The organism is Paenibacillus sp. FSL F4-0100, assembly GCF_037993005.1.
In the GTDB taxonomy this organism is placed as follows: domain Bacteria; phylum Bacillota; class Bacilli; order Paenibacillales; family Paenibacillaceae; genus Paenibacillus_AQ.
In genome coordinates this window covers 4371297-4394507 of sequence record NZ_CP150303.1, presented here as the reverse complement: position 1 = coordinate 4394507, position 23211 = coordinate 4371297, and the positions used below count along the sequence as shown (strand labels likewise).

The window sequence follows — 23211 nt, the reverse complement described above, 5'->3', positions numbered from 1 at the left end:
AATGTCTAGCTCGCACAAATATATTAAAGACTATCCCAGACCGCAATTGGTACGTGAAAACTGGGAAAATCTGAACGGGGAATGGGATTTCCGGTTCGACGATGCATGGGAAGGGGAAGGTGGCAAGTGGTACGACCGTCTTGAAGCCGACCGCAAAATTACGGTCCCCTTCGCGTTCGAGACGAAAGCAAGCGGTATAGCAGATGAATCGTTCCATCCCTGCGTATGGTATGAGCGGATGGTTGCCATACCTGCTAAGGAAGCAGGCAAACGTGTCTTGCTGCATTTTCAAGCGGTCGATTACTCGGCGACCCTGTGGGTCAACGGCAACAAAATCGGTACGCATGAGGGAGGATACGCAGCCTTTTCCTTCGATATTACCGAGGCGGTCGAGCTTGGCCGAGAGAACAGGATTACCGTTCGAGCCGTGGACAGCAACAGCTGTACCCAACCGCGCGGCAAGCAGCGATGGATGAAGGACAACTTCGGCTGCTGGTATGTGCAGACGACGGGGATATGGCAGACCGTATGGATGGAGTACGTGAATCCGATTCATATCAACCGGGTGAAAATAACTCCTGAGCTTGAGCGCGGGGCAGCGAACTTCCATTACGAACTCGGCAATTCCGGGCATGATTATGATGGATTAACCCTTCAGACGATCATCCGGTTTGACGGGAAGCTGATCCGCTCGACGGAAACGAGTGTGGAGCGAGGAACCTTAACGGTTGACGTAAGCGTCGTCAACGAAGCGGTAGGGGAATGGAAGATCAAGCCATGGCATCCGAACCATCCGAATTTATACGATGTCGAGATGATCCTGAAACAAAACGGTAATCCCATCGACACGGTCTATTCATATTTCGGCATGCGGAGCATCCGGATCGTAGGCGATCAAATTATATTGAATCATACGCCGATCTATCAGAGATTGCTGCTGGACCAGGGCTATTGGAACGATACGCATCTGACGCCTCCGTCGGAGGAAGCGCTGCTGGAAGACATCGACAAAACGCTTGCCCTCGGCTTTAACGGCGTGCGCAAGCATCAGAAGCTGGAAGATCCCCGTTACTTATATTGGTGCGACCGCAAAGGGCTGCTGGTATGGTCGGAAATGCCGTCGACCTACGAATTCGGGGACGATGCGGTGGAGCGATTCACGAATGAGTGGATGGCTGTTGTCCGGCAGCATTACAATCATCCTTCCATTATCGCATGGGTACCGTTCAACGAGTCCTGGGGGATAACCGACATAGCCACCGACCGCAAGCAGCAGCAATTTACCGAATCGATCTATCATTTGACCAAGGCATTCGACCAGATGCGGCCGGTCATCGTGAACGATGGCTGGGAGCATACGATTTCGGATATCATCACACTCCACGATTATGAAGAGATAGGCGCTATGCTGGAAGAGCGATATCGGGACAAAGACGCGCTGTTAGGCAACGAATTTGCGCATAACAAGCATCGTTATCCATTCGCACAGGGTTATGGCTATCGAGGCCAGCCTGTGATCATCAGCGAATATGGCGGCATCGCCTTCACAAGCGAAGAGGGTTGGGGTTACGGCAATCAGGTTCGCAACGAAGAGGAATTTTTGAAGCGATACGAGGGAATTACGCAAGCGATTAAAAACTTACCCTACGTGAGCGGATTCTGCTATACACAAATTACGGACGTGCAGCAGGAAGTGAACGGCTTGCTGACGATCGATCGTAAACCGAAAGTGAACATGGACTCGATTCGAAGCATAAACTTGGCGTAAGCGAATAGAGAACGTACAACCATACTTTTTTCTGGAATAGGTTATGTTTTCTCGTGAGATATAGGTATGGACAGAACAGGGACTCGTCAATCGACGGGTCCCTGCTGCTTCTTCCAGCCGTTTTGGAGTTTGTTTTTCATATAACGGGAAAATACAACGTGCCGGATATAGGCCCATAATGAAGAGTTGCTTGACGGAAACTCAACCTGAACAGAATGGATAAGCTCGAAAAACTCCACGAAAGAGCTGGTAATGGCAATACCTATTCAATAAATGCAAACGTCGGGTCAATTGATGGGCAGTGTGCACTGAAGTATGCAGTGTGCATTTGATGTATGTAGGGTGCAACAGATGTATGCGTGTGTACTGATGTATGCAGTGTGCGTCTGATGTATGCGGTGTGCACTGATGTATGCGGACAGGAGATCCGCTATTTCCGAATAAATGTACCAAATTCAAGACTTCGCGGACACAGGATCCGTTATTCTCGGCTTTTTCCTGTTATTAGGGTGATATGCAGGCAATAGCGGAACCTGTGTCCGTTTAACCTTATATTTAGCACCTTTGCTTACAAATAGCGGAATCACGGTCCACACGGAGTTAGTCTAACAGCTTCTATCTCGTAAAATGCCCCAAAGTATCATTGGTTTCCCATATGGGTTTCTCTATAATTTAAATATTTTTCGCACCTGGCGATAAATATTCAGATTATATTAATATTTCCAAAAGTAGATAAATTGGAAAGGATATATAGCGATACAAGAAACATGTCGTGCATCTATGTGTCTTATATAATGGCGCTACAATAAATTATATTACAATCCAAAAAGTTATCTCTAGTAAGGAGAACAATATGCAATGTAGACGGGAGAACTTTATGTTACGACGTAAGTTGTTGTCCTGAGAAAACCACTATCTCTGCAAAGAAAATGAGGATATTATGTTTATATGGAAAGGGCAGGATGAGAGAGAACTAAAAATGAACGGGAGGTAATTCTTATAATATGAAAGATATGAATTATTACAATACCTTTATTCAAGTTTCTGAAGACTGCCCTGCTAGCGCGGCTATAATTCCGAAGGCTAAAGGTGAGTCTAAGACCATACCGGTGATTCAGTATGAGATGCTATCGAACCACCCTTACCGATACACGCAAGAGGATGTGTTGTTCGAAGTGTTTGCCGAGCGCAATCAGATCTCGGAAACGGAAAGAGCAGCCGCACGCGAGAAGTTTTTTTCGAAAGGGCAGCCTTGTCTCCGAACCTCGTCCTTAGGCAAGCGCTATGGTTGGGGGATTCATCATGACGCTGAAGGGAAAGTCGCGATCTATGCCGTAGAGTCAGACGAATACCTCAAACTCATGAACGATAAAAGCATTGCTCAATGTAAAGCGATGCGCTCAAAGAAAGCCTAGGGGATGTACCGGAAGGATAAACTTTAACGGTAACTGAACTCAATTGGGAAGGCATCTCTATCATATACGTGCATACCAAGTCGCCTGATAGGCGGCTTTTTTTGTTTGCCTAAAGAAACGATTTCATTCCTAAGATTTAATTTTCAATTAACATAAACCTGCATTCTATTCAATTATTCTTTTTTAAAATCAATCACGTAGGGTTATTAAACCGGTTTAATGATCCAGCAATCCATCAGAATCTGCTAGAGAAAGGAACAACGATAGATGGCTACCATTGACGACGTTGCCAGAATGGCTGGAGTATCCAAGGGGACCGTGTCCAGTGTGTTCAGCAAAAAAAGGCCGATCAGCCAACAAGTGACGGAACGGGTACTAGAGGTAGCCCAAGAGCTGGGATATTTCCCGAATCACCTGGCCCGAAGCCTGGCGATCAAGAGGACGATGAGCATCGGCCTCAAGATACCTCTCCCGCCTGATGGGACGATGACGGCATTCGATACTCAGCTGATTAACGGGGTCATCAAGGAATGCTCCAAGCAAGGGTACCGCCTAGTTCTGGACACCTTGCCCGAGCAGGAGGATCCCACTTTATATTCGCAGGATCCTGTCGATGGCGTCATTCTGCTCAACCCGCGAAAAAATGATTTGCGAATTCAACGGTACCTGATGATGGGCACTCCTTTAGTGCTGGTAGGGCGGTCGGACCCTTATGACGATACGATCAGTTACGTGGATAACAACAATACCAACGTGGCTCAACAGGTCGGAGATTATTTGCTCCGGGGCGGACATAAAACCGTGCTCTTCCTGAATGCATCCTCCGATATGACCGTGTCCTATGATCGAAAACATGGCTTGGCGGAAGCATATAGCCAACACGACCTGCCGATGCCCGAAGAGTATGTGGTGTACTATGACCACAAGCTGCATGCCAACGGCACGGAATACGGATATATGTCCATCATGAACACCTATGGGAACATGAACTATACAGCAGTCATTACGGATACGGATCGAGTGGCGCTTGGCGTGCTGAGGGCTGCCAGGGAGCTGGATATCGAGGTGCCCGAACAGCTATCGGTCATCGCTCTCAGCAATGATGCTATTCTGGCTCAGGATATGAATCCAAAGCTGACATCCGTGGAATTGTCGGCAGAGACGCTCGGAGCTGAAGCAGCCAAGCTGTTGTTCGAGAAAATAAGCGATAAACGTATCCACAGGCAAATCATCATTCCCGCGCAACTGGTTGTGAGGGAATCCTGCAAATTTCTATCTTAACGACAATGAAGGAGTGGTTAGCTTGGTAAAAAGAATCAAGATCATGAGTGCAATCATGGCTGTATCTCTGTTCGGCGGGCTGCTTGCGGGTTGTTCCCCGAACGCAGGCAGCAGTAGTACACAGGAAGGCGGCAATGCCGCTTCCCAAGCTGCATCGAATGCCGAAGAACGTACGCTCAAAATCATGACGGGTGTCATCGGCGGCAAAACACCTGAAGAGAATACGCAGTTCGAGCAGGAAATCGAGCGTCTAACCGGCATCAAGGTAACGATGAACAAGCCAGCGGCTGACTATGACCAGAAGCTGCTGGCAGCCATCGCTTCCGGGGAAAAGTTCGATCTGCTGCAGATCAGCAAAGAGAAAATGTCCACTTTCATTGATCAAGGAATTCTTACACCGTTGACCGATCAAGTGAACGGCTCCAAGGTGCTTTCGGATCCCGATGTCATTCCGGCCAAGGAGTGGGAACAAGTCAAGACGAAGGATGGCGAGATCTACGGCGTGTTCACCAAGTACCAAGGAGGAACGATGCCGATCGTTCGCAAGGACTGGCTGGACAAATTAAATCTGCCCGAGCCTGAAACGCTGGACGATTATTACAACGTCCTCAAAGCTTTCACCGAACAAGATCCGGACGGCAACGGCAAAAAAGACACGTACGGACTCAGCACGGCCGGCATGTACGAACTGCAGGGCTTCTTCAGCGCCGCAGGCCTGAAACAACGATATGTGGAAACCGCTGACGGAAAGCTGGACGTTCCGTATTCCACGGATGCGGCCATCCCGGTTTATGAATGGCTGAACAAGCTGTTTGAGGAAGGCATTCTGGATCCGAACTTCACCACGAATGACACCGGTAAAATGCGCGACCTGTTCCTTGCCGACCGCGTCGGCATGATTACGTATTGGGACGCTTGGGTAGGCATGCTGAACAACACGCGCCATGAACAAGACCCGAATACGGAATTCGAAGCGAAGGGCTTACCTGGTGCTGCCGACGCGAACGGCAACCACATGCTGCGCAGGGGCGATCCGGACGTATGGGTGATTCCCGTTAATGCCGAGCATCCGAAAACGGCCTTCGAATTCATTGAATGGTGGCACTCCGAGGAAGGGATAACCCTGGGCAGCTTAGGTATCAAGGATGTGGATTACACGGTTGATAACGGTAAGTATTCGCTGACGCAAACCGGTAAAGAGCATGCCTCCGACCATGGCGTTCCTTTCTGGTACAACCGTAACGTTGAAGCGCCTTTCGGTAAACTGCCGGGCGTGCAGGATGCGCAGGATCTCGTCGATCAATACGCTTCTTTGGAATTAACGCCTTCCCATTGGGCGGATGCCGAGAAAATCATCAATGAACATTCCTTCAAAGCGATCATGGGCGAGAAGCCGGCAGCCGACGCCGTAAAGAAAATGCGGGAAGAACTTAAAGCCGGCGGGTATATCGATTAAAGCTTGAAGAGGAGGGGGCTCGTGTTAACGCCGCTCCCTCTTTATTTTTCGATCATGGTGGTGAATTTCCGTGAAAGCCATATTCAAATACAAAACCCTATATTTTATGATGCTTCCCATCCTGGCCTATTTCCTCATCTTTTCCTTTTATCCGCTGGCCCGGGGACTTGCCATCAGTTTTCAAGATTACCGGCTGATCGGTGACCGGCCCTTTATCGGTTTCGATAACTATCTGAGGGTACTGAAGGATCCGGTGTTTTGGGAAGTTTTTCAGAATACGGTCGTGATCGGCGCCGGAAGCTTTATCATCAACTTCTTTTTGCCGCTGATTCTTGCACTCTCCTTAAATGAAGTGGCATCCGCCTGGTTCAAAAAAATGACCCAAATGATTGTCTATTTACCTCATCTATTCTCTTGGGTGGTCGTAGGCGGGATGTGGATTCTTCTGTTGTCTCCGGATACAGGCATCGTGAACCAGATGATTCAGCTCTTCGGCGGTCAGTCGGTCGGGTTCCTGTCTTCGGACCGTTATGCCCGCATCGTCATGATCCTTACTTCAGGTTGGAAGGAGATGGGGTATACCTGCATTATGTACTTGGCGGCCATCGTGAACATTAATCCCTCGCTGTATGAGGCTGCTAGCATGGACGGTTCCAGTCGTTGGCAGAAAGTCCGTTACGTCACCATTCCGATGCTTCGCTCCACCATGAAAGTGGTCATCATGTTAAATGTACTGGGTATCCTGCGTTTATTCGATCAAATATTCGTGATGAGTAATGGTGCCATTGCCAAGAAAGTTGACGTCATTATGATGTACACCTATCAAAAAGGGATATTGGAATTTAGCGTTGGACCTGCAACGGCAGCCGGCTTCCTGGTGATTTTGGCAACATTCACGCTGACGTATGTAACAAGAGCGGTGATCCGCTACGATGAAGGGTGAGTCGGTATATGAAATCGATGAATAAAATAAGCCTGCCTGGCCGTTTGTTTGATACGATCAATGTTCTGTTCCTCCTTTTGCTCGTTTTAACTATGGTTATTCCGTTTATCAATACACTCGCGCTTGCATTCTCATCCAATTTTGCTTCCATGCAGCCGGGGATCGTACTCTGGCCCAAGGAATTCAGCCTCGAGGGATTCTCCACCGTATGGAACCGCATGAAGCTTTATTTGCCTTTTACGAACAATGTCATTGTGACCGTTGTCGGTACCTTAGGTCATGTCTTCCTAAGTTCCATGGCGGGCTATGTCCTGATACAGAAAGGACTTCCCGGAAAAAAGTGGATGTTATCCGCGATCCTGCTGACGATGATGATTCCAAGCGAGGCGATCATGATCCCGCTGTATATCGTGAATCAGGATTTAGGACTCCTTAACACGCTGTCCTCATTGATACTTTCGGGTTTCGTCTCCGGCTTCAGCGTCGTGCTCATGCGAAATTTCTTTTTGAGCGTTCCCTACGAGATGTCGGAATCGGCCCGGATCGATGGAGCGGGGGATCTTCGGATCTTCTTTACGATGTATTTGCCGCTTGCGAGCGCAGGACTGGCAACGGTCACGCTGTTTGAGTTTGTCAGTCGCTGGAACCAATTCACGCCGGCTGTGCTCTATATTAACGACTCGTCCAAATATACGCTGCAAATCGCGCTGAAATCGCTCATCGTCGATACCGATTCGACCTCGAGCAATTTCATGATCACGACCAATGTCCGAATGGCGGGGATTGTCATTGCCTTACTCCCGCTCATCATCATCTACCCGTATGTGCAAAAATATTTTGTCAAAGGAATGTTTGTCGGCGCAAATAAAGAATAGGCAGAGAAGAGGAGGAAGCAATATGACACAACTCGAGCGGAAGATCAGCACATCGGTTTTCAAACGATTCATTGAGTATTCGGAACAAAGCTCGTACATCGAAATTCCGTTCCAAATGCCTCCGGATGTCGAAGAAATCCACGTAAGTTTTCTGGTGGATTCTCAAGGCGGCGACTCCGCCAAAGCTGTCATTGATCTAGGGATACGGGACGCCGAGAGAGTAAGAGGCTGGAGCGGAGGGGCTCGTCAGGCATTCAATATCGGTCCGAATACAGCCACTCCGGGTTATCTGCCCGGAAGGTTGTCCACAGGAGAATGGGCTATTCTCCATAATGCCTACAAGGTGCCCGATCAGGGTTGTTTGGTCACGATAGAAATCGAGTTTACCTATAAGACATGGCGCTGGTTGAAGGGAGATCTTCACACGCATAGCGTTCATAGCGACGGCTCTTATACGCTGGATGAAAATGCCGCCATTATGGAAAGCCTGGGCTGCGATTTTATCGCCATGACCGACCATAATACGAGCAGCCAGAACTTTGCCTATCCGCGCGGTACCTCGTTGCTTATGATACCGGGTACGGAGTTTACGACGAATTATGGTCATAGTAATTTCCTTGGCGTAACGAGCCCCATGGACGATTTTCGCGTATCGGGCATATCCGATGTTCACGAGAAGTTTCGAGTCGCCCGCGAGCGGGGGGCCAAGATTGTGCTGAACCATACGCACTGTGATAACTGCCCGTGGGAGTGGGATTTCGATGTGGATTACGACGGGGTAGAAATTTGGAACGGGCCTTGGAGAGAGCACAACAGACGCGCGCTTTCTTGGTGGCAGGAACAGCTTGCCGCGGGGAGACGCCTGGTAGCCGTAGGCGGAAGCGATGTGCATCGACCGGATTCCTATGTGAAGCATGCGATGCCATGCGTATGGGTCTGGACCGATGAAAAAACGGTGGAGGGCGTCCTGAACGGTATTAAGGAAGGCCGCGTCGTGATTACTAATTCTCCTGACGGCCCTTTTGCCAACCTTCAATGCGGTGATTACGGGATTGGAGATGAAGTGCCATATGAGCAATCCGGTCACGAGGTGGTCATTCAACTGGATGATTTAAAGGTGGGCGATCTGATTCGCCTGTACAGCGAGCGCGGTCTCGAGGAAGAAATTGCTGTCGACTCGGAAGGGGGCGCTAGAGTGACGTTTGACGCTAAGCATAGAAGCTTCTTGCGGGCAGAGGTTTGGCGGCAATTCGGACTGGCGGATGGCATGTCGATGGCGGCAGTGACAAACCCTATCTATTTTGCTTCAAAAGGAGGTACGGGGAAAATTACGGTTTGAAAAAAATACTGGAATGTTCGTTCCGATTAGTTTATACTCGTCTTGAGAAGGAGGAGGTAGGAATGGGACGAACCAAAGAATTTGACCGTGAACAGGTGCTTCGCAAAGCGATGATCGTTTTTTGGGAGAAAGGGTACGAGGGGGCAAGCATACCGGATTTATTGCAATCCATGGAATTAAGCAGATCCAGCATGTACGAAACGTTTCAGGATAAACAGACGCTTTACTTTGAGGCCATCCAGCAATACAAAAAAATGTCGCAAAAAAAACGCGACCTGATGAACCATGCCCCTTCTGCGATCACCGGGATCCGCCAATATTTTGAACTGCATATCACCAACGCGTTTGCGACGCACGGTGAAGCTTACCCGAACGGATGTCTGATTACGAACGCTTCCGTGGGTCTCGATGCTATGGATGAGCCCTTGCAGAATACGATTCGCCAAAGCTTTACGGAGCTGGAGCAGCTGTTCTATGAGAAATTAAAAAAGGGCCAGGAAACGGGCGAAATTTCCCCTGAGAAAGACATAAAAATGTTATCGTTCCTGCTGCTTAATCTCAACCACAGCATCAACGTGATGGCCAGGATCCAAAGCGACAGCGATAAGGTCCGCGGCATGATGAACGCCGTAATCGAATCGCTGTAGAGCTTTTTTTTCATCATACTGGAACAATCGTTCCAGTTGAATCCACCCTTACTAAGAATGGAGGGGAACTTACCCCCCCCCATATTGGAACGAACGTTCCGATATTGTTACACTAACATTTTTATAAAAGGAGTGCTTCTCATGAATGCAAATGAACATGCAAAGGGAAAATTGGAGATTTCCGCATCGCCCTGGATTATGCTGATTCTTGCTGTTGCGTGCGGCTTGATCGTTGCTAATCTTTACTATACGCAGCCTTTGGTTGAGTCCATAAGCTCATCTATAGGATTATCTTCAGGAGCCGCCGGGGTCATCGTCACGCTGACCCAAATCGGCTACGGGATCGGCTTGCTGTTCATCGTTCCTTTGGGAGATCTGCTTGAAAACCGCAAACTGGTGGTTACGCTGCTGATTCTGACGGCCATCGTCTTAATCTTTGCTGCCGCAGCCCGAAACGCCGCTCTGTTTCTTGCCGCCTCTTTGTTTATCGGTGTGGGGTCCGTTGCGGCCCAGATCCTGGTCCCTTATGCGGCGCATCTCTCTCCGGAGGAGACGAGAGGACGTAATGTCGGTAATGTCATGAGCGGGCTGCTGTTAGGAATCATGCTGGCCCGTCCGGTTTCGAGTTTGGTGGAAAATTATTTCGGCTGGCACGCTATCTTTATGATGTCATCCGCCATTCTCTTCGTATTGGCTCTGGTTTTGATCAAAGTACTGCCGGCAAGGAAGCCGCAAACGACCGATCATTATTCGGCCATCATCTCATCCATGCTGCGGCTGCTGAAAACGACGCCGATTCTACGTCGCAGGGCGCTGTATCACGCTTTTCTGTTCGGGATGTTCAGTCTGTTCTGGACAACGGTGCCGCTTGTATTAACAAGTCCGCTGTATCATTTTTCCTCTGCAGGCGTTGCGTTGTTCGCTTTGGCAGGGGTATCGGGCGCGGCCGCCGCGCCTCTTGCCGGCCGCTTTGCGGATAATGGCTTGATCCGGCCTGCAACCGGAATATCGATTGTGCTGGTGATATTATCGGGACTTTTGCCGATTGTGTTTGCTGGCGGTTCTCTGCTCTCTATCGTGATCCTGGTGCTTGCCGCTATCCTGCTGGATATGGGCGTGTCCGCCAATTTGGTGCTGGGACAACGCGCGATTTTCTCTTTGGGAGCCGAGGTACGGAGCCGGCTGAACGGCTTGTATATGGCGATCTTTTTTGCCGGCGGGGCCATAGGCTCCGCAGCCGGGGGATGGGCATACGCTATGGGCGGCTGGAAAGCGGCGATGTGGCTTGGCGTTCTTTTTCCGGCCTTGGCCTTGCTCTACTTTTTGACGGAACGTAGGGTGGAGCGCGGCAGCAAATAAAGCGATGCATGTTTTCATCAAGCGGTTGTAGGATAACTTAGAAATTTTCTGTAGGATATATGGATCGCTGATAACGCATAATGAGCAATTAAGAAGAAATGTCACATGATGTTTTAAGTTAAAATGAGTGTAAATCGCGTGAGATAATACACGAAAGGGTGGGATGATGTCAGAAACCGAAGATGATAAGAAAATTCATTGGAAAAGGAATATCATTCTCTTCTTAAGCAGCCAGACACTCTCACTGTTTGGTTCTGCCTTGGTGCAATATGCCATTATGTGGTACATCACGCTGACTACGCAGTCAGGCATGATGATGACGCTGTATATTATTTGCGGATTCATTCCGACGTTTTTGCTGTCGCCGTTTGCGGGCGTATGGGCGGACCGCTTCAATCGTAAATCGCTCATCATGATTGCGGATGCAATGATCGCGGTGGTTACGCTAATTTTGGCCATCACGTTTATGCTTGGCTACCAAGCGGTTTGGCTGCTGTTTGTCATTTCTGCCGTACGTGCACTCGGGGCAGGCATTCAGACACCAGCGGTCGGGGCGATATTGCCTCAAATTGTGCCGCAAGAGAAGCTAACGAAAGTTAACGGTATTAACGGCAGCCTGCAAGCACTCACCATGTTCGTAGCGCCTATTGTCAGCGCGGCTTTGCTTACCATGGCAACGATCGAAATGATTTTTTTTATCGACGTCGTTACGGCTGCGATCGCGATCTTTACCTTGTTTGTCTTTCTCAAAATTCCGCTGCACAAAAAGGCATCTGTTACGCAAAGTACAGGCTACCTGGACGACTTCAAGGAGGGCTTGGTGTATATAAAACAGCATGCCTTTTTAAAATCCTTTTTTATCTTCTTCGCATTTTTCTTTGTGCTGATGGCACCTGCTGCCTTTCTGACTCCGCTGCAGGTTACCCGCAGCTTCGGTGACGATGTATGGCGCTTAACGGCAATCGAAATCGCGTTTTCCGTCGGCATGATGGCAGGAGGAGGGATCATCGCGTCATGGGGCGGGTTCAAAAATAAAGTGTACACGATGGCTATAGCCAGCTTCATCATGGCCGCGTCTACTTTTGCGCTCGGCATTGTACCTGTATTCTGGATTTACTTAGCCATCATGGCTGTGTTCGGAGTAGCGATGCCTATATTTAATACGCCGACGACCGTCATGCTGCAGGAGAAGGTGGACGAAAATTATCTGGGACGTATATTCGGTGTCTTCGGGATGATCTCGACTTCCATGATGCCCATCGGGATGTTGATATTCGGACCGCTTGCTGATGTGGTCAAAATCGAATGGCTGCTGATCGGTACCGGACTGTTTATGCTCGTACTCACGGTATTCTTCGCTCGGAACAAGCGATTGGTTGAAGCGGGTTTGCCACTGCCAAAAGAACAAGAAGCCACTTCGGATTAATGCTTCAAGCCTGGACCACAGCGGCTTCAGATCTAGTACATCCGTCTGCCACGGGATGTTTTTCCAGTTATAACAAGCGAGGATGAATATCCGAACGCCCTATTCGTTAAAGGATCAGCAGAAAAAAGGATCAACAGAAAATCGGCATACCGAATGAAGTGTGGAAGCTTATACGAAGTGTCCCAGGCTGGTTTTCGTGCGCATAGGAACCATCACGCATATTACCAAGTCATGAATACAAGGAGCTAGTGACCTTTAGAGGTTACAGCTCCTTTTGTCGTGAACAAGAATATCTACGTAGATGAAGCCGCGGTTATCGAGACTCTGATCCATTCTTATAATTTTCTATTACCATCTGGACGTAGTTTTCGGCAATTTTCGTTCTATCGAATCCTGTTATATTTATTGTTGACAGATTTTAACACCAGGAAGATAATAATTGTAACTATGGTAAAAGGAGGGAATATGTTTTAGGAGTTTTTGTTCGAATGGAATTTCTAAATGTAAAGATTCGGTTGTACCTCGTATATTAACCCACTAAAGGAGTGTAGTCATGTACGGTAAAATCGTAGACATTTTGTGCTCTATCAAAGAAGACCAACCGGAACTCCGCCAAAACCTGTCCCTCGATACGGATCTAAACAACGATATAGGCCTCGATTCTCTGCAAATGATCCAGTTTATGCTCAAAGTCGAAGATCAGTTAAACGTGGTTATTGACTATGACCAATTCGATTACGAACATCTCCAGTCGATCGACTCATTTATCACTTTTCTGAAAAGCTGCCAATCGCAGGAGCAGCCCCTATACGAAGATGTCAAGCAATGATGCCGGCGTGATTCCGAAAATCGTGATGGGTACCTTCGATCCCGAAACACGTTGGAGGGATCCGGATCTGGCCCGGCTGCCCGCTATGCCCGATAAGGACCGGGAATCGATTGTCCTCTGCATGGACGAGCTGCTATTTCCATTTTGCGGACCGGACGATGTCCTTTACAGTCGTTGCAAAATTGATCCGGCGCTGCACGAATACCTGAACGGGCTGGGTTTTTCTTTTCAGTCCCGTTATCACTATGATTTGAACGATGAGCATAAGCCTTTACCAGGATCAGACGTTTTCAAGCGGTGCATGTTCAGCCTTGCAGCCGAACAAGCCCAAGATCCTATAACGGCAAACAGGGTGCTGCAGACGGCCGGTGCCGGTTATTCTGAGGGTGCACTCTTGCCGGGATCGATCTCTTCCTTATATGCCGTAAACGGTTTGAACCAAACACAATCACCGGATGAAGCGTTGTTCACCAACGCTACCAACATTCTATCGCCGTACGCTATTACGGCAGAAACGGAAACTTACCTCCGTGCCGCCGGACCGTTTGATCCTTTACCGGACATGGAGACGGTTGTACGTGTCAACTCCAAGATATACTCGAGCAGACTCCTGGCTAGCATCGGCGAGAAGCGCTACGGGATGGAGGCAAACAGCGCTGCGGAGATAGAGGCGATTGGAACTACGTTTTTGAAGCGGGGATCGTATTTGCTGAAAGATCCATTCGGTGTTTCGGGCAAGGGCAATCTGCTCATTGATAGCGAAGCCATGCAGCGAAGGATAGCGGAGCACCTGTATAAGCAGGAGGGAAGCGGATTGCGCGTTCAGTTTCTGCTAGAGCCCCTGCTGCCGAAAGTGACCGATTTCAGTTCTCACTGGTTCATCCAGGAGAACGGTAAGAAGGAGTTCATCTCCGTTCAGCGGATGATGAATCACCAGCAAAATTACAGCGGGTCTATCCAAGCCGATGAAGATTTTAACGACATGCTGGAGAACGCTGGCTATTTTACCGTGATAGAGAAAGCGCTCCGGACTCTGGCCGAGGACGGCTACCATGGCTTTGTCTGCTTCGACTCCATGATCCTGGAGGACGGAGAAGTCGTATCCATTGTGGAGATCAACGCCCGCAAGTCCATGGGACTGATTAACGCGTATCTCGATAAATGGTGGGAACCATACGGCCTTAACGGCTGGCTTACGTTCTTCTCTCTCGGTCTTCCGCAAGGCTTCACATTCGGGAAACTCCTGCATTCTCTGCGCGAATCCGGTCTTCTGTTGACAGCACCCGGGGATTACGGGATCGTTCCGTTATCATCCAATACCGTCATGGTGAACGAGATTCTAACACGGCGCCGTATCGCCGAAGGAACACAGAACAAACGGGGGATGCCGAAGGGACGGATGTATGCAGCCGTGCTGGGGCGTGACGACGAACATCGCAGTGAATTGGTCAAAAGACTGCGTCAGATGCTCGCCGACTTATCCGTTAAAGTGTACAACTAAATCTGGAACTCGGAGGCTGCGCATGTATTCATCTTCGGTCACCTTGCTGGCGTCGGGCAATTCGCTTGGTGCATACATTCCGGCTATGCATCTGCATACGTACCTGCAAGGCAAAGGTATCGGAACAGAGGTTCATGTTCTGGAGAACTTGTATCACGAGGAAGTCCGGCACAAGATACGCTCTACCAAAAAAGCATTCCATGCGGATTTCTCCGTTGCCCGTATGGGCCATAAGCTGGCCAAGCCCGTTGACTCTTCCCTGGACGAGGAAGCGGTCCGGAGAATGCTGGACGACTGGAGACAGGCCGGTGTCTCCCGCTTTGCCGTCTTTACCGGCTTCTGGCTGCCAATCCTGGAGCGTTATAAGGCAGCTGCCGACATCCCTCTGGACATCCGGCTGATTCGGTTGGATGCGAGTGATACGCCGTCTTATAAGGTACACAAGCAATTATATTTAGGCTACGACAACATCTGGTTCTACGAGCCCTCAAAGCTGTCGCCGGACAGTTACCTTGCTTCGAACGAAGCGGAGCCTCTGCCTTACGCGCAGCGTACCGGACGCATTCTGATCCATGGCGGCGGCTGGGGGATCGGGACCTATGCCGCAACGATCTCAGAACTTCGTAAGCTCGGATACAGCCTTGATGTGATCGTTTACGATCCCTCCGAGGTGGAGGAGGACGACGGGGTTACGCGCTACTTCGGAACGGAGGCCTTCTGGGATCCGTGGAGCAGGGATGTGCAGGGGCGGCACACATTTCCGCCGATGGTGCGTTATGTCCGTGAAGACGGCGTTCTCCGGGAGTTTCCACTCGGGGATTACTCTGCTTACACGGACCTCATGCGAAATTGCGTTGCAATCATCAGCAAGCCGGGGGGAGCGACCCTGAACGACTCGCTGGCGTTCGGAATCCCTTTTGTCATGCTGGAACCGTTTGGCGACCATGAGCTTCATAATTCAGCCTATTGGGAATCCTGTGGTTTCGGTATCCGGTTTGCGGAATGGAAAGCTCAGGATTTTTCGAAACCTATGCTAGAGGAGATTTGCAGACGTTTGCTGGAGCAGCGATCAAAAATCTACCATTTTGGGAGGAACACCTATGCAGCCGAAAACAGCAGTTACGTTTGACCAACTGACGTTCCGTAATATGAAAAGAACCCTGGTACCGCTAGCGGAGACGGGAAGGAAGCTCAAAGAGGACCCGACTTATGCGGCCCCTGTGCCTTATGAGATTGGGATCAAGCTCAATAACGGGTGCAATCTGCGCTGCAAGCATTGCTTCGAATGGAATCCGGAAGGCTTCCATCACGGCTTTGCCAAGGAAGTAAAGAACGATGAAATCGAGATTCCTGTCGTGGAGAAGCTACTTGCCGAAACAAGAGAACGCAAATCGCGCGTGTTCCTGTGGGGCGGGGAGCCGCTGTTCTACTCCAAGTTCGATGAACTGGCGGAGCTGCTGGCCAAAGAAGACCGGTATACGACCATTTGTACGAATGCGATTCTCATTGAACAGAAGCTGGATTCTATTCTGAAAATGTCGGAAAATCTGGTCATGCTGGTCAGCCTGGAAGGCTTCGAGAAAGAGAATGACGCAATAAGAGGCAAAGGTACATTCAAGAAAGTGATCCACGCCATACAGCTCCTGCTGGATCTGCAAAAGCAGGGCTTGTATAAAGGCAAAGTATCTGTAGCTCTGACAGTAAATGACCAGATGGTCGGCAAGCTTTACAGCTTTATGGAATACTTTGAAGAGATGGGTGTAGATTCCGTGTACTTCTGCTTCCCTTGGTACATCCCTTCCGGTACGGCGGAGAAAATGGATACCTATTTTGATGCCCATTTCCCTCACCTTGCTTCCCGCTTTGCGGACGATCACAAGAACAGCTGGCACTCCTTCACGTTTCATATCTCGCCGGATAATTTTGATACATTGATCGAAGAGCTGAAACGCGTCAATTCGCGCGTATGGAATGTACGTATCCGCTATCAGCCCGCGCTGGAGCCCGAAGAGGTGGAAGGGTTTATCCGGGGAAGCGAGAAGCCGGCCATGAACCGGACGAAGTGCTTCTCGATCTCGAACCGGATGGACGTGATGCCTGACGGCAAAGTGAATCCGTGCAAATTTTTCCCGGAATTCAGTGTCGGCAATTTGTACGAAGACAGCGTGGCGGATATTTTCCACGGCGAAGATCTTCGCAAACAGCGCGAGGTTCTGGCCTGCGGTCTGATGCCGATTTGCTCGAAATGTGTGCTGCTTTATAACAATGGAGTTTAAGCGTTTAAACTTTATGCCGTTCATTCAGGCAGATCAGGCAAACGTTTGGGAGGAGCGGAGATGGACTATATCCGTGTGCGGGAGCTGCACAAATCGTTTGTGTATTACCGGAAAGAAGCAGGACTCAAAAATTCATTAAAAAATTTGTTTGCTCGCAAGTCACTGGTGAAGGAAGCGGTTAAATCCGTTTCCTTCGATATCGGTCCCGGCGAGTGCGTTGGTTTTCTCGGGCCCAACGGGGCGGGCAAGACTACGACGCTCAAGATGTTATCGGGCATTCTATATCCCACGAGCGGGGAGGCCGATGTACTCGGCTATGTCCCGTGGGAGCGAAAGAACGAGTTCAAGCGGCTATTCTCCATTGTGATGGGCCAGAAAAACCAGCTTTGGTGGGACCTTCCCGCCAGCGAGTCGATTTATTTGAACAAATGTATTTACGACGTAGACGATGATCTCTACCGCCGGAGTCTTGCCGAGTTATCGGAAATGCTCGATGTGCAGGACCTTCTGGACGTGCAGGTGCGTCGGTTGTCCCTGGGGGAGCGGATGAAGATGGAGCTCATCGCCGCTCTAATCCACCGCCCTAAGCTGCTTTATCTCGATGAGCCGACGATCGGCCTCGATTTCCCTTCCCAGAAGAAGGTCAGGGAGTTCCTGAAATACTACAATGAACAATTCGGCGCGACGATTCTGCTGACGAGCCACTACATGAAGGATGTGGAGGATCTGTGCAAGCGGACGATCATCATTAATGAAGGCAGTATTCTGTATGACGGTGATCTTCATAAAATCAACGATCTTTTTGGCGAGAACAAAGTGATAAGGCTGCAATTCTCCGAACCCGTTGCTGAGCAGCGGTTGGCCAAATTCGGAAAAATAGTCAGCGCAGACGACTACAACGCAGTTTTGGAGCTGCCTAAGTACCGCTTGAAGGAAGTGTCGCGTGCCGTGCTCGATTCGTTTCCGATCGTGGACTGGACAATAGAGGACGTGGCGATCGAGGAGAGTATTTCGATGCTCTACCGTAAGGAATCCGTCGGATGAACAGAGGCAAATTGTATAGGGCTGTTTTTTCAATGGGCGTCCAGCATTCGATGGAATACCGTTTTCACTTCTTTCTTGGTCTTCTGGGGGCCACTTTTCCGATTCTTGTCCAGTATTTCATCTGGACGGCGGTGTACCGGCATTCCGGTCAGGATGCGCTGTTCTCGTATTCGTACGGTCAAATTATATTGTATACGATCTTGGCGGGATTGGTGTCCAAACTGATCGCTACCCAGTTCGAGCACCAGATTGCCGACGATATCAAAAACGGTGGTCTTAACAAGTATTTGATCAAACCGATCAGCTATTTCGGGTATCGGCTGGTATCTTTTTTCGGCCAGAAGGCGATCTATTACGGGATTACAGCTTTACTGCTCATTGGGATTATTGGGTTCGCATCTGCTGGTGGCGTGCTCGAGCTCCAGGCTATACGCCTGATCCTGTTCGCGGTCACGCTATCGGGGGCGCTTTTGCTCAATTTCCTGATCGCCTACTGCATCTGTGCGAGTGCTTTTTATCTGCATGAGATCTCGTATTTTTTTGTCATTACAAGTCTGCTCGTCAATATTTTGAGCGGAGGCATGTTTCCGCTCGAGATTTTCGGGGAGTCGGTTGTGAAGGCACTTCAGTACACGCCATTCCCATATACGATTTATTTTCCGGTCAATATTCTCAGCGGCAAAGCGGAAGCGTCGGCTATGTACCAAGGGCTGCTAATCCAGTGTGGGTGGATTCTGCTGTTCTTCTGGTTATCCCGTCTGACTTGGCGCGTTTCCATGAAGAAATATTCGGCAGTAGGGGGGTAACGGACGTTGCGTATGTTTAAAAACGCGAGAAAATACATGCGGCTGTACGGTTTATTCATCAAAAATTGCCTCATCGCTCAAATGGAGTTTCGGGGCAATTTTATGATGAGCCTGCTGGTCGAATCCGTCTACCTGCTCGCCAAGCTGTTATATGTGCTCGTCGTGTTCCGCACCGATCTTCATGTAGATGGCATACCGCCCGAAGGGCTGCTTCTATTTATAGGCATGCATACGGTGGTGACCGGAATTTATGTCGGCCTGTTTTTTACAAATTTCATGAAAATTCCAGAATATATTAAGGACGGTTCGCTTGATTTAATGCTGACGAAGCCGGTATCTCTTCAGTTCATGGCTTCCTTGCGTTACGTCGATTTGGCGCTGCCGATCCCCGATATTCTGGTTGGGTTCGTCATGGTCGGTATCGGCTGGCATGCCATGGATATTCCACTGACGCTCCTGCAGCTCGCGGGGTTTGCCCTGCTGCTGCTCGTCTCTGTTGTCATCACTTACTGCCTGATGATTATCCCGGCGCTGCTGTCATTCTGGTTCGTCCAGACGGGCTCCGTATCCGAGATCGCCCATTCCATTTGGGACGCCAACAATTTCCCTATGGCTATTTACCCGACCTGGGTCCGGCGGATCGGAACCTTTGTTATTCCTCTATTCCTCATTACCAATTTCGGACCGATGTTTCTGCTTGAGCAGCTCAACTGGCTGCATGTGGGACTGGCGCTGGCCGCTTCACTTCTGCTCTTCGCAGCTGTACGGCTCCTCTGGAAACAAGCCGTAAAAGGATACAGCAGCGCTAGCAGTTAAGTCAGGCAGTTTGGTGGGACTGAATGCCAAGCTTGCATCCTTGCATGAGGAAGGGGAGTAGATGCGCCCGGGCTCAATCGCACCGAACACTGCTGGTCAGGATTCCGGATCACTTGTCAGAAAGGGGAGAATCAGATGAACGCGTTTCAGCTTCCGGTGGTGAATCCGCCGCTTAAAGGATTTTTGCGGTGGGCTTACACACTCTCGATCACCAGCATCCACGAAGAAACGATGCCTTGGTATTACAGCAATTTTATCCAGATGTTTTGCAAAAAAAACTTTCTGGAGGACGGCAGGCAGTATTATGTCGATTTTTTTCGGGGCAAGCCCAACGAACTGAATTTCAACAACCCGTTTCTTCTCACCTGCTCGGTCAATTATACGATTCTGGAGAGTTTGGCATTGGACGCCTGGCCGAAATTTTTCGCGGATCAGATCCAAAACGGCTATTATTGCGTTGTGTTTTTGGACGAAGCCAGGCTATCGCCGGCGGCCTCCTATCAGAAGGAGCCGTTCCCACATCATCTTTTTCTATATGGTTTCGATTGGGACGAAAGTGTCTTCTATGCGTCGATGTTCGACCATACGGGAGTTTACCGCAATTTGCAGATCCCGTTCCGGGAGTTCCAGGACGCCGTTCAGTCCATGAGGCATCTTCTAAAGGAGAGGCTCACGGCCGACCATCATACGTACTTTTATAAATATGAGCCGCATTCTCCATATCCTTTTGATAAAACGGCCGCGATTGATCAGCTGCGCGATTATTTAAACGGAGAAACTCATCTCAACCGGATCAATTACAATTCGGACAACGAGGAAGCTTTTGGAATTAAGGTCTACGACTATTTGCAACTGTACTTTGATGCCGTAGAGGGTAACGATTCCCGGCTCGGTGACCGTAACGATGTAAGACACCTTCATGTGCTCTGGGAGCACAAAAAGATGATGAGCGAACGGATTGGATACTTGGTTGATGAGAGGATCATCCCGTATGATGAAGAGCTTGTGGCTGGTTACAAGGATATCACCAAAAGGGCGATGAAGCTGAGAGATCAGTATATTCGTCATGAAATTCGCGAAGATAAAGAAATGTTTGAACGGCTGAGGCTCCGGTTCGATGAGTTCCAAAAGGAAGAGCCTGTTCTCCTGCAAAAACTGATTACGCTGCTCGAAGGCTCGAAGGAGTCACTGGTAAGTACCTGCGGAACCCGATGCGATACATACTAGAAAGCAGACCGGGTATTCAGTAATAGGTGAAGTATTGTTAGAGCAAAACCTGCTAGCCATGGCTAGCAGGTTTTTTGTTCATTTTACTTTATGGCTTAATGATGGTCGCGTTAGCCTAACTTCGTCGATAATGAATCCCATATGCTCATCAGTTGAGTAATGGCGGCATCCAGGGCTTCGTATGAAACACCGTCTCGTGCTTGCGTCGACATTCCTTGCAGAAATGTTTCGAATAAGGTTACCAGCATGGGGATATCCGTTGAATCCGGCAACTCTTTATTAGCTACGGCCCGCTCTATACAGCCTTTTAGCCAACTGTGGACCCTAGCTCGTTCCTTGGCAAGCATCTCTCGGATGTGTTGTTGCTCGGGTGAACAATTCACAGCGGACAAAATCAACAGACAACCTAGAGGGTGGGAGCCTTCTGTCTGCATTTGAGCCGATCGTCGTAGTCCTTGTTCGATGGCAGTTTTTGATGTCACACCTGTATCCCTGAAACTTTCAGAAACTTGTCCATACGTCGAGATATATTGATCCATTACTTCTCGGAACAGACATTCTTTTGATTCGAAAGCGGCATAGAAACTCGCTGCAGATATATCGCCCATGGCAGCACGTAACTGAGCAAGCGAAGTGGATTCATAGCCGTGTTCCCAGAACAGAAGCATGGCGGCAGCAACTGCCTCGTCACGATTAAAAGCGCGTGGACGTCCCGTTCGTGCCATATAAATGCCCCTCCTTTATTACTTTTATACTAATCGATCCAGAAGTCCTTGACAAGGGAGAAGGGTGAATTTAATATATGGAATGATCGATCCATAATTAAATTTATCATGAGGGGGGTAAAATATTTTGTCTCAATTATCATCTTCCACGGGTACGGCACAAACGGCTATTACGCCTGCCAGACTTCCTTGGTTAGCACTGCTCGCGCTTGCGATGACAGGTTTTATTTGTATCTTTACAGAAACCATTCCAGCCGGTTTACTACCGCATATCTCGGGAGGTTTGAATATTACAACAGGAATGGCCGGACAGCTCGTAACTTCCTATGCTTTGGGTTCCATTGTGGCGGCAATTCCGTTTGCTATGTTTACCGGTGGGATGAGGCGACGTCCGCTTCTGCTAGCCATTATTGTTGGGTTTTTCATCTTCAACTCGATTACCGCACTGTCAAGCAGCTATGCATTAACGCTGGTCGCTCGATTTTTCGCTGGTGTATCTGCCGGTGCCGCATGGGGGATGATCCCCGGATACGCACGTCGTATGGTTCCGGATGCTTTAAGAGGTCGTGCCTTGGCAGTCGCGATGGTTGGTACTCCGATTGCTCTTACGCTAGGCGTGCCGGTTGGCACCTTGCTCGGTGATCTGATCGGTTGGCGACTTGTATTCGGACTCATGTCACTTCTGACTCTCGCATTAATTGGATGGGTTCTGTGGCAGGTGCCGGACTATCCCGGACAGCCTGGAAATCAACGTATGACGATCCGTCAAGTGTTTGTTATGCCCGGCATCCGTCCGGTTCTTATGGTGGTACTGACGTGGATGCTGGCACACAATATTTTATATACGTATATCGCGCCGTTTCTTGAGCCTTTGGGACTGGCTGGGCGTGTTGATCTGGTCTTGCTTGTATTTGGAGCGTTCGCACTGATCTCGATCTGGATTGTGGGTCTGTTGATAGATCGACACCTGCGCCTGCTTGTCTTACTTAGTCTGTTGGGCTTCCTGCTGGCAGCCGCAGCACTAGGGACGGGCGTTACATCGGCATTCGTCGTTTATGCGGTCGTGGCATTATGGGGATTTACCTTCGGCGGTGCCGCCACCATACTGCAAACAGCGCTTGCCGATGCAAGTGGTGAAGAAGGTGTGGATATCGTAATGCCAATCAATACTACAGTCTGGAATCTGGCCATCGCCGGTGGCGGGATTGTCGGGGGTGCTTTGTTGGAGTTTATTGGAGTCAAGTCGTTTCCGGGAGTGCTGTTGATTCTGCTGCTCATTGCATTGACTATTGCGTGGAGTTCGAAGAAACATGGTTTTCCCAGCAAAACATAAGACTATATAGGTTTGTTTTTCATGCTGGATAAAACTTGTATAATCCATGTTATGCTATGCTTGTAATATATTAACGTTAATATAGTGATGAAATCGGTAGTAACTATATACTCACCTGAAGTAAGTATGCCAGTAAGGATCTTTA

At 49.3% G+C, this 23211-nt stretch carries 20 protein-coding genes; 19 read left to right on the top strand and 1 reads right to left on the bottom strand.

What is annotated here, in order from left to right; genetic code table 11:
- The first annotated feature begins 1 nt into the window (after position 1).
- The 18 genes from MHH48_RS19790 to MHH48_RS19705 all read left to right on the top strand — a co-directional run bounded on the left by MHH48_RS19790 (position 2) and on the right by MHH48_RS19705 (position 21008).
- Positions 2-1768 (top strand): glycoside hydrolase family 2, encoded by a 1767-nt coding sequence (locus tag MHH48_RS19790; protein WP_076321640.1) that lies wholly within the window; start codon positions 2-4, stop codon positions 1766-1768.
- A 1004-nt stretch (positions 1769-2772) separates the two neighbouring features.
- On the top strand, positions 2773-3183 hold the full coding sequence (locus MHH48_RS19785) for a DUF6157 family protein (RefSeq protein WP_076321639.1): 411 nt from the start codon (positions 2773-2775) through the stop codon (positions 3181-3183).
- 267 nt (positions 3184-3450) lie between these two features.
- Complete coding sequence (locus MHH48_RS19780) at positions 3451-4464, top strand: LacI family DNA-binding transcriptional regulator (RefSeq protein ID WP_076321638.1); 1014 nt, start codon at positions 3451-3453, stop codon at positions 4462-4464.
- A 22-nt stretch (positions 4465-4486) separates the two neighbouring features.
- On the top strand, positions 4487-5920 hold the full coding sequence (locus MHH48_RS19775; RefSeq protein WP_076321637.1) for an extracellular solute-binding protein: 1434 nt from the start codon (positions 4487-4489) through the stop codon (positions 5918-5920).
- Positions 5921-5990: 70 nt separating this feature from the next.
- On the top strand, positions 5991-6863 hold the full coding sequence (locus MHH48_RS19770; protein WP_076321636.1) for an ABC transporter permease subunit: 873 nt from the start codon (positions 5991-5993) through the stop codon (positions 6861-6863).
- 8 nt (positions 6864-6871) lie between these two features.
- Complete coding sequence (locus MHH48_RS19765; RefSeq protein WP_009592464.1) at positions 6872-7738, top strand: carbohydrate ABC transporter permease; 867 nt, start codon at positions 6872-6874, stop codon at positions 7736-7738.
- Positions 7739-7760: 22 nt separating this feature from the next.
- Complete coding sequence (locus tag MHH48_RS19760) at positions 7761-9077, top strand: CehA/McbA family metallohydrolase (RefSeq protein WP_076321635.1); 1317 nt, start codon at positions 7761-7763, stop codon at positions 9075-9077.
- A gap of 62 nt (positions 9078-9139) precedes the next feature.
- The gene (locus MHH48_RS19755; RefSeq protein ID WP_076321634.1) at positions 9140-9724 is read left to right on the top strand and encodes a TetR family transcriptional regulator C-terminal domain-containing protein; all 585 of its coding nucleotides are present in this window, start codon (positions 9140-9142) and stop codon (positions 9722-9724) included.
- Positions 9725-9865: 141 nt separating this feature from the next.
- Positions 9866-11083 (top strand): MFS transporter, encoded by a 1218-nt coding sequence (locus tag MHH48_RS19750; protein ID WP_076321633.1) that lies wholly within the window; start codon positions 9866-9868, stop codon positions 11081-11083.
- 166 nt (positions 11084-11249) lie between these two features.
- Complete coding sequence (locus MHH48_RS19745) at positions 11250-12509, top strand: MFS transporter (RefSeq protein WP_076321632.1); 1260 nt, start codon at positions 11250-11252, stop codon at positions 12507-12509.
- 553 nt (positions 12510-13062) lie between these two features.
- On the top strand, positions 13063-13338 hold the full coding sequence (locus tag MHH48_RS19740; protein WP_076321631.1) for an acyl carrier protein: 276 nt from the start codon (positions 13063-13065) through the stop codon (positions 13336-13338).
- On the top strand, positions 13325-14839 hold the full coding sequence (locus MHH48_RS19735; protein WP_076321630.1) for a hypothetical protein: 1515 nt from the start codon (positions 13325-13327) through the stop codon (positions 14837-14839). The genes MHH48_RS19740 and MHH48_RS19735 overlap by 14 nt, the downstream gene beginning before the upstream one ends.
- 22 nt (positions 14840-14861) lie before the next feature.
- Positions 14862-15968 (top strand): hypothetical protein, encoded by a 1107-nt coding sequence (locus MHH48_RS19730; protein ID WP_076321629.1) that lies wholly within the window; start codon positions 14862-14864, stop codon positions 15966-15968.
- On the top strand, positions 15940-17115 hold the full coding sequence (locus tag MHH48_RS19725; RefSeq protein WP_076321628.1) for a radical SAM protein: 1176 nt from the start codon (positions 15940-15942) through the stop codon (positions 17113-17115). The genes MHH48_RS19730 and MHH48_RS19725 overlap by 29 nt, the downstream gene beginning before the upstream one ends.
- A 60-nt stretch (positions 17116-17175) precedes the next feature.
- A complete protein-coding gene (locus MHH48_RS19720) occupies positions 17176-18159 on the top strand; it encodes an ABC transporter ATP-binding protein (RefSeq protein WP_076321627.1) in 984 nt (327 codons plus the stop codon).
- Positions 18156-18965 (top strand): ABC-2 family transporter protein, encoded by an 810-nt coding sequence (locus MHH48_RS19715; RefSeq protein ID WP_076321626.1) that lies wholly within the window; start codon positions 18156-18158, stop codon positions 18963-18965. Before MHH48_RS19720 ends, MHH48_RS19715 begins: the two co-directional genes overlap by 4 nt.
- Before the next feature lie 12 nt (positions 18966-18977).
- Positions 18978-19781 carry an ABC-2 family transporter protein gene (locus MHH48_RS19710; RefSeq protein ID WP_076322165.1) on the top strand — a complete coding sequence of 268 codons (804 nt, stop codon included), beginning with the start codon at positions 18978-18980 and terminating at the stop codon, positions 19779-19781.
- Between the two features lie 135 nt (positions 19782-19916).
- Positions 19917-21008 (top strand): hypothetical protein, encoded by a 1092-nt coding sequence (locus MHH48_RS19705; RefSeq protein WP_076321625.1) that lies wholly within the window; start codon positions 19917-19919, stop codon positions 21006-21008.
- Between the two features lie 110 nt (positions 21009-21118).
- Here the strand turns inward: MHH48_RS19705 and MHH48_RS19700 are convergent, their stop codons facing one another.
- Positions 21119-21733: a TetR/AcrR family transcriptional regulator gene (locus tag MHH48_RS19700; protein WP_076321624.1), complete on the bottom strand. Its 615-nt coding sequence runs from the start codon at positions 21731-21733 to the stop codon at positions 21119-21121.
- A gap of 127 nt (positions 21734-21860) precedes the next feature.
- On the opposite strand from MHH48_RS19700, the gene MHH48_RS19695 reads away from it, so the two are divergent.
- The gene (locus MHH48_RS19695) at positions 21861-23066 is read left to right on the top strand and encodes an MFS transporter (RefSeq protein ID WP_076321623.1); all 1206 of its coding nucleotides are present in this window, start codon (positions 21861-21863) and stop codon (positions 23064-23066) included.
- Positions 23067-23211 lie beyond the last annotated feature (145 nt).